The sequence below is a fragment of the Marinobacter persicus genome (assembly GCF_900114155.1).
GTDB classification, from domain to species: domain Bacteria; phylum Pseudomonadota; class Gammaproteobacteria; order Pseudomonadales; family Oleiphilaceae; genus Marinobacter; species Marinobacter persicus.
The window spans coordinates 184,278-196,358 of the sequence record NZ_FOSC01000003.1 but is presented as its reverse complement, the minus strand read 5'-3'; the positions used below and the strand labels follow the sequence as shown (position 1 = coordinate 196,358).

General features: G+C 58.8%; 12 protein-coding genes. 2 read left to right on the top strand and 10 right to left on the bottom strand.

Features of this window, described 5'->3' with window-relative positions; genetic code table 11:
- Window positions 1-18 precede the first annotated feature (18 nt).
- From BMZ63_RS04580 to flhA, 6 genes are all read right to left on the bottom strand, one after another.
- Window positions 19-804, bottom strand: coding sequence for a protein phosphatase CheZ (locus BMZ63_RS04580; protein WP_091702268.1), 786 nt, complete (start codon window positions 802-804; stop codon window positions 19-21).
- Between the two features lie 20 nt (window positions 805-824).
- The gene (gene cheY, locus BMZ63_RS04575; protein ID WP_091702266.1) at window positions 825-1,208 is read right to left on the bottom strand and encodes a chemotaxis response regulator CheY; all 384 of its coding nucleotides are present in this window, start codon (window positions 1,206-1,208) and stop codon (window positions 825-827) included.
- Between the two features lie 65 nt (window positions 1,209-1,273).
- Entirely contained in the window at window positions 1,274-2,017 is a 744-nt protein-coding gene (locus tag BMZ63_RS04570; protein ID WP_091702263.1) for an RNA polymerase sigma factor FliA, read from the bottom strand.
- A gap of 37 nt (window positions 2,018-2,054) precedes the next feature.
- A complete protein-coding gene (locus BMZ63_RS04565) occupies window positions 2,055-2,867 on the bottom strand; it encodes a MinD/ParA family protein (protein WP_091702261.1) in 813 nt (270 codons plus the stop codon).
- Window positions 2,868-2,935: 68 nt separating this feature from the next.
- On the bottom strand, window positions 2,936-4,240 hold the full coding sequence (flhF, locus tag BMZ63_RS04560) for a flagellar biosynthesis GTPase FlhF (RefSeq protein ID WP_091702258.1): 1,305 nt from the start codon (window positions 4,238-4,240) through the stop codon (window positions 2,936-2,938).
- Window positions 4,241-4,296: 56 nt separating this feature from the next.
- Window positions 4,297-6,471: a flagellar biosynthesis protein FlhA gene (gene flhA, locus BMZ63_RS04555; RefSeq protein WP_091702255.1), complete on the bottom strand. Its 2,175-nt coding sequence runs from the start codon at window positions 6,469-6,471 to the stop codon at window positions 4,297-4,299.
- 231 nt (window positions 6,472-6,702) lie between these two features.
- On the opposite strand from flhA, the gene upp reads away from it, so the two are divergent.
- Window positions 6,703-7,341 carry a uracil phosphoribosyltransferase gene (upp, locus tag BMZ63_RS04550; RefSeq protein WP_091702252.1) on the top strand — a complete coding sequence of 213 codons (639 nt, stop codon included), beginning with the start codon at window positions 6,703-6,705 and terminating at the stop codon, window positions 7,339-7,341.
- Window positions 7,342-7,343: 2 nt separating this feature from the next.
- A complete protein-coding gene (locus BMZ63_RS04545; RefSeq protein ID WP_091702249.1) occupies window positions 7,344-8,600 on the top strand; it encodes a uracil-xanthine permease family protein in 1,257 nt (418 codons plus the stop codon).
- Window positions 8,601-9,093: 493 nt separating this feature from the next.
- Here the strand turns inward: BMZ63_RS04545 and flhB are convergent, their stop codons facing one another.
- Genes flhB through fliP form a run of 4 tightly spaced genes read right to left on the bottom strand, consistent with a single transcriptional unit; the run spans window position 9,094 to window position 12,072 of the window.
- Complete coding sequence (gene flhB / locus BMZ63_RS04540) at window positions 9,094-10,230, bottom strand: flagellar biosynthesis protein FlhB (protein ID WP_091702246.1); 1,137 nt, start codon at window positions 10,228-10,230, stop codon at window positions 9,094-9,096.
- A 14-nt stretch (window positions 10,231-10,244) separates the two neighbouring features.
- Window positions 10,245-11,030, bottom strand: coding sequence for a flagellar biosynthetic protein FliR (gene fliR / locus BMZ63_RS04535; protein ID WP_091702243.1), 786 nt, complete (start codon window positions 11,028-11,030; stop codon window positions 10,245-10,247).
- 4 nt (window positions 11,031-11,034) lie between these two features.
- Window positions 11,035-11,304, bottom strand: coding sequence for a flagellar biosynthesis protein FliQ (fliQ, locus tag BMZ63_RS04530; RefSeq protein WP_091702240.1), 270 nt, complete (start codon window positions 11,302-11,304; stop codon window positions 11,035-11,037).
- Between the two features lie 9 nt (window positions 11,305-11,313).
- Complete coding sequence (gene fliP, locus BMZ63_RS04525) at window positions 11,314-12,072, bottom strand: flagellar type III secretion system pore protein FliP (RefSeq protein ID WP_227663525.1); 759 nt, start codon at window positions 12,070-12,072, stop codon at window positions 11,314-11,316.
- Window positions 12,073-12,081 lie beyond the last annotated feature (9 nt).

Below are 12,081 nucleotides of genomic sequence, written 5' to 3'. Positions count from 1 at the left end.
GTCACCCTCTTTTATTGTTCAGAATCCGAGACTGGAGAGCAGATCGTCCACGTCGTCCTGTCCGGATACCACGTCGTCCCGTTCGTTGGCCTTCATTTGCGGCCCCAGACCTTTTTCGGCCGATTCTTCTTTTTCTTCAATTTCATGCACTGTGCCGGTGAGCTGGTCCACGTGACTGGCCATCACCACCAGGCTGAGCAGGTTTTCTTCCACTTCCTTTACCAGACCGGTGACTTTCTGGATCACCTGGCCGGTCAGGTCCTGGAAATCCTGGGCCAGCAGAATTTCCGACAGGCTCCGGTAGAGCACGTCCGAGTCCGCGGTCAGGCTGACGAAAAACTTGTCAATGCGGCCATACAGTTCACGGAACTCGGCCGGAGCCATTTCGCGCCGGCGCAGCCGTTGCCACTCATCACGCAGTTCAATGGCCTCGTCGCGCATGGTGTGCGCCAAGGGCATGCTTTCTTCCACCAGGTCCATGGTGCGGTTGGCAGCCTGGTTGGTCATTTCGACCACGTAATTGAGCCGGTCGGAGGCGTCCGACATTTTCGACAGCGCTTCTTTCTGCTCGGCGTTGCGCGGGTCGATCTGGAAATTACGGATGGCCTCGTGCAGGCTGCGGGTCAGGCGCCCGACTTCACGGTACAGGCTCTGGTCCCGGACTTCGCTCAGATCATTGATGATCGACATCGCCTGCGCGTAATCACCGGTCTCAACGCTCTTTGCCAGCTCCGAGGTCTGCTGCTCCAGCTTTTCCGTGACCTCCGGGTCAAGACCCCGTTGGTTATGCTTGCTGTCACTCATGGCAGCTGTCTGACCTCTGGTTAGTGGATTCGCTCAAAGATTTTTTCGATCTTTTCCTTGAGTGTTGCCGCGGTAAACGGTTTCACGACATAACCGTTTACGCCAGCCTGTGCCGCAGCGATGATCTGGTCGCGCTTGGCTTCGGCGGTCACCATCAGGATCGGCAGATCCTTCAGTTGCTCATCCGCACGAACCGCCTTGAGCAGATCAAAGCCAGACATGCCGGGCATGTTCCAGTCCGTCACCAGAAAGTCGTATTTGCCGCTTTTCAGCATGGGCAACGCGGTGTTGCCGTCGTCGGCCTCATCGGTATTGGTGAAGCCAAGATCACGCAGCAGGTTCTTGATGATTCGACGCATTGTGGAGAAGTCATCCACAATGAGTATTTTCATGTTTTTGTCCAAAGGGACCTCCAGTCAGTAACACCCGGATTTCATTCTGCGTTTCAGTCTAACAGGTGAAAGCCCGTCTAATTATTCTCGTCGTCCTGCCAACCCGACAGCCGTCCTCGCAAACGCAGGGCCGCCTGACTATGGATCTGACTGACCCGACTTTCACTGACCCCGAGCACGGCTCCGATTTCCTTGAGGTTGAGCTCTTCCTGGTAATACAGGCTCAGCACCAGTTTTTCACGCTCGGGAAGCCCGTCAATGGCTTCCGCCAGGTTGCGCCGGAAGGCATTGGATGCAATGCCGTCCAGCGGGTTATCGCTGGCTTCTGCCTCCTGTAACGGCAGCTCGCCGGATTCATTTAGCTCGTCGAGGCTGAAAAGACGACCACTGTTGGCGTCAGACAGGGAGGCGTGGTATTCGTCCAGATCGATTCCCAGCTCTTCAGCCACCTCGACATCCTGTGCTTCCCGGCCGGTTCGGTCTTCCACGGTTTTAATGGCAGCAGCAATTTTACGGGCATTGCGGTGCACTGAACGAGGCACCCAGTCGCCCTTGCGGATTTCATCCACCATGGCGCCACGAATACGAATGCCGGCATAGGTCTCAAAGGTGGCCCCCTTGCCCGACGTGTAGCGCTGTGCCGCCTCCAGCAAACCGATCATGCCAGCCTGCATCAGGTCCTCAAGCTGCACGGAAGCCGGCAGCCGGGCCATCAGATGCAGCGCGATCTTCTTGACCAGCGGCGCCTGCTCCTCAACCAGTTGGGAAGGCGTTCTGGCACTTGTCTGTTGGTACGCTCCCAGATGTTTCGCCAACGTCATGTATTCGGCTTCTTGCAGCTGTGGGTTCGGATCAGAGTCAGGCTTCGATCAGCCGCTCCACGAAAAACTCCAGGTGCCCCCGGGGCGTGGTTGGCAGGGGCCAGTTATCCACTTTCGACGCCAGCGCGCGTATCGCGGCCGATGCCCGGGCACGGGGGTAGGCGTCCAGAAAGGCTTTCTGGCGCTGTACCGCCTGCTTTACCGCCTCATCATAAGGCACAATGCCTACGTATTGTAATGCTACATCCAGGAAACGCTCGGTGACACGGGTCAGTTTATCGAACAGCACCCGGCCTTCCTGATCATTGCGCACCTGGTTGGCGAGGATCCGGAACCGGTTGGTGCCGTAATCCCGGTTCATCAATTTGATCAGTGCGTAACAGTCGGTGATGGAGGTGGGCTCGTCGCACACCACCAGCAGGATTTCCTGCGACGCCCGCAGAAAACTCACCACGGACTCGGAAATACCGGCGGCGGTGTCAACGATCAGTACATCGATCTGGTCGCCCAGATCACTGAAGGCGTTGATCAGTCCGGCATGTTCCATCGGGCTTAGCTGGGTCATGTGCTGGGTACCGGAGGAGGCGGGAACGATTTTGATGCCGCCCGGGCCGTTAACCAGCACGTCACGCAGATCGCAGTCACCGTTGAGCACGTCCTGCAGGTTGCGCTTTGCCTTGATGCCCAGCAGCACGTCTATGTTGGCCAGACCGAGATCCGCGTCCAGAATCACGACTCGCTTGCCTTTTTCGGCCAATGCAATGCCCATATTGACCGACACGTTGCTCTTTCCGACACCGCCTTTACCGCCGGAAACCGCAATTACCTGAACCGGATGTGGTCTGCTCATACTGTTCTCAGTCTCTCACTACGTTCTTGTAGGCATGCCTGCCGGGTTGCTGTTTCGCTGCCGGGCCATCAGGCACCTTCGGCAACCGCCTGTGAATGCTGCATGGCCCGTAACCGCTCGACACCCAGCCGGACCAGGGGCACGGCCTGGGCCCGGTGCAGGTCTTCCGGAATTTTCTGGCCGTCGGTATACCAGGCCACCGGCAAACCGGTTTCCATGACAAAACCGAGGGATTCACCGAGCGTCAGGGCTTCGTCAATCTTGGTCATCACGCAGCCGGCAAGGTTTGCCATCTTATAGCAATGCCAGACGGATTTCATGATCCTTGGCTGGCTGGTGGCGGAAACCACCAGGTGGCTACGGATGTTGTGATGGCTGCGGGCCAGCTCGGCCAGCTGCTCCTGATAACCTCGGTCCGAACTGGTCAGGCCAGCGGTATCAATCAACACCAGGTGGCGGTCGGACAGCTCATCGAGAATGTCGTCCAGCGAATGGGTCTCATCAACCACCCGCACCGGCACATTGAGAATGCGTCCGAACACGAACAGTTGCTCGTGGGCAGCCACCCGGTAGCGGTCGGTGGTCACCAATGCCAGAGAATCGGGACCGTGCTCGAGCACATAACGGGCCGCCAGTTTACCGATGGTGGTGGTTTTGCCGGAACCGGTCGGCCCCACCAGCGCGTATACACCGCCGGCTTCCAGCCAGCTGTGACGGGCGGTGCGAACACCGGTGGCCAGCATTTTCAGTGACTGTTTCCAGGCATCTTCCAGGCGGGCGTTGCGGTTCTGTTGTGCCAGGGTGCCGGCAAGCTCGTGCCCCAGGCCAAATTCCTGCAAGCGCTCAGACAGGCGCTGCTGAACCGCATTACCCGGGCCTTCAGGCTTTTTCGGCTGGCTGGCGGCGGCGTTGCCGCGCACCAGATCCCGCAGGGACTCAATTTCCGCTTTCATACTCGCCAGCTCACTGTTGTAGCCGGCCCCGTCAGCCGGAGCTTCGTCAGCCACTGGCTGCTCGGGCTCAGCCTGCTCCAGTGTGGCATCGTCAAAGGCCACGCCGGTGTATCGGGCACCGGCGGATGCGCGCTTTTCACGCACTTCCTGAATACGGCTTCGGGAGCGGGTCAGCTCGCTCTCCAGATGGCGATGCTGGTCGGCCTGCATTTCGGCCAGGCGGGAACCGTTGGTGGCTTCCGCCGCTTTGTCGCCAAGGCGCTGACGCGCCATATTTTCGTCATAATCCAGGGCTGTCACAATTTCGACGCCGCCATCCACCCGACGGTTGGACAGAATAACGGCATCCGGACCCATCTCGTTGCTGACCTGCTTCAGGGCCTCTGCCATGGTCTGCGCGAAAAACCGTTTTACTTTCATAGTGCTTCATCCTCCACCGGCTGCCGGTTTGGCTGCCCGCCCTGCCCTGTGGCCCTTTACTGGCCTACAGAGGCGACGATCGTGATCTGTTTGTTATCCGGCACTTCCTGGTACGAGAGCACATGCAAGCGCTCCACTCCGTAGCTGGCAAACTTCGCCAGCACTGGCCGCAAGGGCCCGGAGACCAGCAGGATGGCTGGCTTGCCCATCATTTCCTGGCGCTGAACGCTGTCTTGCAGTGAGCGTTGCAGCTTTTCCACCATGTTGGGCTCGAGTACCAGGCCAATATCTTCCTGTCCGCCGGATTGTTGACTCTGTTGAACAGACTTCAGCAATAACTGTTCCAAGTCTGGATCCAGAGTGATCACGGGGATCTCTTTTTCGTTGCCACAGATGCTCTGGACAATCATCCGACGCAGTGCCTGACGCGCCACGGTGGTGAGTGTCTTGGGGTCCTGACTCTTCGGATGAACGTTCACAATCGCCTCGGCAATCGAGCGCATGTCGCGAATGGGCACCTCTTCTTTCAGCAGGTTCTGAAGCACCTTCAACAGAATACTGACGGTGATGGTGGTCGGCACCAGCTCCTCCGCCAGCTTGGGCGAGATTTTCTCAAGCTGGTCCAGCCACTTCTGGGCTTCTTCGTGGCCAATCAGTTCGTGGGCGTGACTTTGCAGGATCTGGTTCAGGTGGGTAGCCACCACGGTGCTGGCGTCCACAACCGTGTAGCCCAGGGTCTGAGCCTGATCCTTCTGGTCCGGCTCGATCCAGGTGGCATCCAGGCCAAAGGCGGGGTCCTTGCCCGCTATGCCTTCCACCTTGCCGAACACCTGCCCCGGGTCGATGGCCAGCTCCCGTTCAGGGTGAATTTCCGCCTCGGCAATGGTCACCCCCATGAGGGTGATGCGGTAAACATTGGGCATCAGGTCCAGGTTGTCCCGGATATGCACGGAAGGCATCAGGAAGCCAAGATCCTGGGAGAGCTTTTTGCGTACACCCTTGATACGACTAAGCAATTGCCCGCCCTGGGATTTGTCCACCAGCGGGATCAGGCGATAGCCCACTTCCAGGCCGACAATATCGACCGTCGCCACGTCATCCCAGCCCAGCTCCCGGGTTTCACCCGGCGCCGGCAGGGCCTGACCATCCCCGCCCTGGTCCGGTGAGAGTTCCGCACCCTGGCGCGCCACGCCACCGCCGGCACTGGTTTTACCGCCGGCCCAGGTGCCGCCTTCTTCCACGGTCTGGCGCTGGTGCTTGGCGATGTACCAGGCAGCCGTGGCGGCAATGGCACCCAGCCCCAGGAAAGCGACATGCGGCATGCCCGGAATCAGGCCAAGGATAATCAGGATGGTAGCGGCAATGGCCAGCGCCTTGGGCGCACTGAACATCTGCTGGAGAATCTGGCCGCCCATGTCCTGGCTGGAGGTAACCCGGGTCACCATGATGGCGGCGGAGGTGGACAGCAACAGGGAGGGAATCTGGGCCACCAGCCCATCACCGATGGTCAGCAGGGCATAACGCTCAACGGCCAGGCCAAAATCCAGCCCGTGCTGCATCATGCCAATAACGATGCCGCCGATAATGTTGATGGCCAGGATCAACAGGCCGGCCACAGCATCACCCTTCACGAACTTGGAGGCACCGTCCATGGAACCGTAGAAATCCGCCTCCTGGGCAATGTCTTCCCGGCGTGCCTTGGCCTCGTCCTGGTTGATCAGCCCTGCGTTCATGTCGGCATCAATCGCCATCTGTTTGCCCGGCATGGCGTCGAGGGTAAAGCGGGCGCTTACTTCCGAGACCCGGCCGGCACCCTTGGTGACCACCAGGAAGTTGATGATCATGAGGATGGCAAAAACCACCAGGCCAACGGCGTAGTTACCGCCGATCAGGACCTCACCAAAGGATTCGATCACCTTACCGGCGGCATCACCGCCCTCGTGGCCTTCAAGCAGGACAATCCGGGTGGAGGCCACATTCAGCCCCAGGCGCAGCAGGGTGGCCACCAGCAGCACGGTCGGGAAGGAGGCAAATTCCATCGGACGCATGGCGTAAATACACACCAGCAGGATGACGATGGACAGAGTGATATTGAAGGTGAAGAACACATCCAGCAAGAATGCCGGCATGGGCAGGATCATCATGCCCAGCAGGCCCATCAGCATTAACGGAATGCCGAGGTTGCCCCGCGTCAGGGATTTGACGTTATTCAGAACCAGTGTTCTGTCCATGCTGGAAATTTCTCCGGTATTTAACGCTTTTTATGGCCATAAAAGTCGAAAAGCCGGCGTCACACGCCACTCCAGACGGTTCATCGCAATTTCCGTACCAGACCTCAAAAAAATTACAAAACGACGCCGGCAAATGCCTGACGCGAGTAGCGAGATACGGTATGCTTCGGCCGTTTAACTGTTCAACTCTTTCATCGATTCAAGCCAGCCAATTCGATTACAGGTGACCCCATGCCGATCCACGAAGTGAAGCACCCCCTGATCCAGCACAAACTCGGCCTGATGCGCCGCGCCGACATCAGCACCAAGAACTTTCGTGAACTGGCACAGGAAGTCGGCGCCCTGCTGACCTACGAGGCCACCAAGGATTTCAACCTGCAGGAAGAAACCATCGACGGCTGGGCCGGCCCGGTTACCGTGGAGCAGATTCACGGCAAGAAGATCACGATTGTGCCCATCCTGCGTGCGGGCCTGGGCATGCTTGACGGCGTGCTCAGCCTGATTCCGGTGGCCAGAGTAAGCGTGGTGGGCCAGATTCGCAATGAGACCACCCTCGAAGCCGAAACCTATCTGGAAAAGCTGGTGGGCGAGCTGGACCAGCGCATGGCCCTGATCATTGACCCGATGCTGGCCACCGGCGGCTCGATGATCTCCACGATTGATCTTCTGAAAAAAGCCGGCAGCACCGAAATCCGCGCACTGGTACTGGTGGCCGCACCCGAAGGCGTGGAAAAGGTACTGGAAAAGCACCCGGATGTCTCCATCTACACCGCTTCGGTGGACGACCGCCTGAATGAGAAGGGCTATATTCTGCCCGGCCTGGGCGATGCCGGCGACAAAATCTTCGGCACCAAGCAGAAGGACGAATAATCATGCAGGACCAAACCCGCGAGCCGGTCTGGAAACAGGCCATCGCCGGCTCACAGATGTTGCTGGTGGCCTTTGGCGCCCTGGTGCTGATGCCCCTGATCACCGGCCTGGATCCCAACGTGGCGCTGTTTACCGCCGGCCTGGGCACGTTGATTTTCCACGTGGTAACCGGTGGACAGATCCCGATCTTCCTCGCCTCGTCCTTTGCCTTTATCGCCCCGATCATTGCCGCCAAGGGCAAGTTCGGCATTGAGGAAACGCTCGGCGGGCTGATGGCGGCCGGTGTGCTCTATGTTCTGCTGGCTGGTGCCATCAAACTGCGCGGCAATGGCTTTGTCACCCGACTGCTGCCGCCGGTGGTGATCGCCCCGGTGATCATGACCATCGGGCTGGGCCTCGCGCCACTGGCGGTGCACATGGCTTCTGGCCGTACCGGCGATGGCAGCGAACAGTTGATTCCGTATGACACCGCCATCTGGATTTCCATGATTTCTCTGGTGGTGACGATTGTCATGTCGGTCTGGGCAAAGGGTATTTTCCGTCTGATCCCGATCATGATCGGCGTGATTGTCGGTTACGTGCTGTCCTGGTTTGCCGGCGTGGTGGACACCACTGCCGTTCAGGAAGCCCCCTGGTTTGCGGTGCCGAACTTTACCGCACCCGCGTTCAGCTGGGGCGCGATCCTGTTCATGATTCCGGTAGCCATCGCCCCGGCCATCGAACACATCGGCGATATTCTGGCTATCGGCAACGTGACCCGGAAAAACTACCTGGAAAAACCGGGCATGCACCGCACCCTGCTGGGCGACGGCCTGGCCACCAGCGCCGCTTCCCTGCTCGGCGGCCCGCCCAACACCACCTATTCCGAGGTGACCGGCGCGGTCATGCTGACCAAAAACTTCAACCCGAAGGTGATGTGGTGGGCCGCCGGTGTGGCTATTGTCCTCGCCTTTGTTGGTAAGTTCGGGGCTGCCTTGCAGACCATCCCGGTGCCGGTAATGGGCGGCATTCTCTGCCTGCTGTTCGGCTCTATCGCGGTGGTGGGTCTGAACACGCTGATTCGCCATCAGGTGGATTTGTCGGTGTCCCGCAATCTGGTGATTGTCGGCGTTACCCTGGTGTTCGGCATCGGCAACATGGTGCTGGGCCACCTGGAGGGCATCGCCCTGTGCGCGGTGGCGGCCATCATCCTGAACCTGGTGCTGCCTGGCGAGAGAGAGGCCTGGGGCAGGCGCATTCACGAGAAGCACTCCGACTGAGTAGATGTGCCGGCCCTCTTTTGCGGGGGCCGGCATGCTTTTCAGTATTACCCCCGTTTTTCGAGGTTGCTGATTGTTTCTGCCCTAGCCTGCCCGCTCTGGAGACATCAGAGCCAGCCAGCCCTCCAAAAAACCGCTACGAGCACATCCATGTGCGCTTCTCTCAGGCCATCCCTGGCCTTCGAAATTTTTTGGAGGGCTGGCTGGCCCTGATGTTTTCGGCTTTTCTGATATCGCCAATGCGCTTGGAAGGTTTAGCATCCCAGCAATTTCACTTTCTATGCAAGATCCCATCAATAACCGGAATAACCAGCGAATAGCAGAGTGTCGAACAGTGCGGGTTTGGCAGGGCTTCCCAAAAATTTTGAGGGCCAAAGACGGCCCGAAATAAGCGCACACGGATGTGCTCGTAGCGGTTTTTGGGAAGCCCTGCCAAACCCGCACTACCCCCCAAACTAGCAAGCTACCAACCGAGGCCCACTCCATAGCCAGCTCAAAGATCCCGCCGCATATCCTTGGGAATCGGGAAGTCCGGCATGGTCGGCTTGGCCGCATAACCCTTGCGGAACTGGCGTAGCTGGAACACGTAGGCCAGCACCTGGGCGATGGCCATGTAGAGGCCGTCGGGGATTTCCTCGCCGATATCGGTGTTATGGTAGACCGCGCGGGTCAGCGGTGGCGTGCGCAGCAGCTCCACCTTGTGCTCCCGGGCAATCTCCATGATCTTGAAGGCCACCTCATCGGCGCCCTTGGCCACCACCACCGGTGCGCCCATGCTGTCCTGGTCGTATTTCAGAGCCACCGCATAGTGCGTGGGGTTGGTAATGACCACGTCTGCCGACGGCACATCCTGCATCATACGGCGGTTGGCCATTTCCCGCTGCAACTGGCGGATCTTGCCTTTAACTTCCGGCTTGCCCTCGGTGTCCTTGTATTCGTCCTTCACTTCCTGCTTGGTCATTCGCAGTTTCTTGGTGTGGTCGTAGATCTGGAAAGGCACATCGATGGCGGCAATGATGATGGTCGCCGCCGACAGCAGCAGAAAGCTCCAGGCCAGGGTCCAGAGGACGTGCACCATGGCCGGGATGGCCGGCTCCTCGGCAATGCTGAGCAGATCTTCGGTGCGGGCGTTCAGGATCAGGATGGCGATCACCATCACCAGGCCGACCTTGGCGATCGCTTTCACCAGTTCAACCAGCGAACGCATGGAAAACATCCTGCCCAGCCCCTTGATGGGGTTCATACGGCTGAGCTTGGGGGCAATGGCCTTGCCGCTGAACAGCAGTCCGCCGATGGCAATGGAGCCGGCAATGGCGGCAATCAGCAATACCACCAGCAAAGGCGCCAAGGCCCAGGCTGCTTCCTTGGCCGAGGCCATCAACTGGATGCTCATGTGGCGGGTGTTGAAAATGTTTTCGCGCTCGATCACGAAGGCGTCACGCATGATACCTTCCAGCGCCGCCCCCAGTGAACCACCAAACACCAGCAAACCGACAGCACCGGCCATCAGAACCGCCATGGTGCCCAGCTCTTTCGAACGGGCCGTCTGGCCGTCTTCCCGGGCCTTCTCAAGCCTTCGGGGCGTCGGTTCTTCCGTTTTTTCCTGACTGTTGTCGTTTTCTTCAGCCATGGCTCGTCAACCGTTCAGGGTTGCCCCTGCAACCCCCGCATGAATTCAAAGGTTTCACGGGTGTACTGATCGAAGTGTGGCAGAAAGTTGGCATGCAGCACCCATATGGCAAACAAGCCAAAAATCAGGCCAATGGGAAAACCCAGGGCAAAAATGTTCATCTGGGGCGCCGCCCGGGTCATGACCCCGAAAGAGATGGTCACGATCAACACGGCAGCCACGGCCGGCAACGCCAACAACATGGCAGAGACAAACATCCAGCTGACCCGGTGCGCCAGCTCCCATACCCCTCCCTGCCCCAGGCCTTCCATGCCAATGGGAAGGGTGTAGAAACTTTCAATAAACACCTCGAAAGCCACCAGATGGCCGTTCATGGCCAGAAACAGCAGAGTGATGGTGATGGTGTAAATCTGGGACAGGACGGGCACGTTCACGCCGTTGGCCGGGTCCACCATGGAAGCGAAACCCAACCCCATCTGCATGGCGATCATCTGGCCCGCAACCACAAACAACTGCCACAACGCGGTTAAGGCAAACCCCATCCCCACCCCGATGAGAATCTGCTGCAATGTGATGACCACCGCATCCGCACTCAGCGCCTCGACCCTCGGCGCCTCGGGAATCATTGGGGCAATCAGTACGGTCATCATCAAGGCCAGGCCCAGCCGGATTCGTGCAGGCACCAGTTGGGTCCCGAAAATGGGAATGACCATCAGGAAGCTGGCCAGCCTGAACAGCGGCCAGAAGTACTGCCCGACCCATTGGCCAATCAGGTCCGCGCTGATTTCCGCCGGCACCATTGGGTCAGCCGATCAGGTAGGGAATGCGGGATATCAGGCCGTTGGCGTGATCCAGCAGGGTGGTCAGCATCCAGGGGCCCATGACAATAATGACAATCAGTGTTACCAGCAGGCGCGGCAGAAAACTGAGAGTCTGTTCGTTGATCTGCGTGGCTGCCTGAAAGGTACTCACCACAAGGCCGATTACCAGGCCAGGCCCGATAATGACCGACGCCAGCAGCACGATCAGCCAAAGAGCTTCACGGATGATATCGAGGACGGTTTCCGGGGTCATACGCGCCTCCTATATGCCATAACTGGCCGCCAGGGTACCCATGATCAGCGCCCAGCCATCAACCAGCACAAACAGCATGATCTTGAACGGCAGCGAGATGATGATCGGCGACAGCATCATCATACCCATGGCCATCAAGACACTGGCCACCACCATGTCGATGATCAAAAACGGGATGAACAGGATAAAGCCGATCTGAAAAGCCGTTTTCAGCTCGCTGGTTACAAACGCCGGCATCAGCACCCAGAACGAGACATCTTCCGCCGTCTCGTACTGAACATCGGCAATTCGCATGAACAGGCCAAGATCGTCTTCCCGGGTCTGTTCAAGCATGAATTTCTTGAAGGGCTGACTGGCCAGCTTGACCGCCTCCAGTGAGGTGACCTCTTCCTGCAGATAGGGCTGGAGGCCGGCCTCGTTCGCCTCTTCAAGCACCGGTTTCATGATGAAAATGCTGAGAAACAGGGCCAGCCCCAGCAGAATCTGGTTCGACGGCGTGGCCTGCAGGCCAAGCGCCTGGCGCAGGATGGCGAACACCACGATGATGCGGGTAAACGAGGTCATCATCATCAGCATGGCCGGCAGGAAGGTCAGCGCGGTCATCAGCGCCAGGATCTGCAGGGTGACTGAATATTCCTCGTTGCCCTCTTCGCCCGGTGTCACCGTGAATGCCGGTATGCCCGGAACGCCGGACTCCTGGGCCATTGTCATAGGTGCCCAGGCCATTCCAGCCAGTATGATGATCAAGGGGAGAAGTCGTTTCAGCATGGTGGCAAA

What these genes read in the sequence shown, in the direction of transcription:
- BMZ63_RS04545 (WP_091702249.1), top strand. Translation starts at nt 7,344, where the DNA reads ATGCAGGACCAAACCCGCGAGCCGGTCTGGAAACAGGCCATCGCCGGC.
- fliR (WP_091702243.1), bottom strand. Translation starts at nt 11,030, where the DNA reads ATGGTGCCGGCGGAAATCAGCGCGGACCTGATTGGCCAATGGGTCGGG.
- BMZ63_RS04565 (WP_091702261.1), bottom strand. Translation starts at nt 2,867, where the DNA reads ATGAGCAGACCACATCCGGTTCAGGTAATTGCGGTTTCCGGCGGTAAA.
- fliP (WP_227663525.1), bottom strand. Translation starts at nt 12,072, where the DNA reads ATGCTGAAACGACTTCTCCCCTTGATCATCATACTGGCTGGAATGGCC.
- BMZ63_RS04570 (WP_091702263.1), bottom strand. Translation starts at nt 2,017, where the DNA reads ATGACGTTGGCGAAACATCTGGGAGCGTACCAACAGACAAGTGCCAGA.
- upp (WP_091702252.1), top strand. Translation starts at nt 6,703, where the DNA reads ATGCCGATCCACGAAGTGAAGCACCCCCTGATCCAGCACAAACTCGGC.
- fliQ (WP_091702240.1), bottom strand. Translation starts at nt 11,304, where the DNA reads ATGACCCCGGAAACCGTCCTCGATATCATCCGTGAAGCTCTTTGGCTG.
- flhF (WP_091702258.1), bottom strand. Translation starts at nt 4,240, where the DNA reads ATGAAAGTAAAACGGTTTTTCGCGCAGACCATGGCAGAGGCCCTGAAG.
- flhB (WP_091702246.1), bottom strand. Translation starts at nt 10,230, where the DNA reads ATGGCTGAAGAAAACGACAACAGTCAGGAAAAAACGGAAGAACCGACG.
- BMZ63_RS04580 (WP_091702268.1), bottom strand. Translation starts at nt 804, where the DNA reads ATGAGTGACAGCAAGCATAACCAACGGGGTCTTGACCCGGAGGTCACG.
- flhA (WP_091702255.1), bottom strand. Translation starts at nt 6,471, where the DNA reads ATGGACAGAACACTGGTTCTGAATAACGTCAAATCCCTGACGCGGGGC.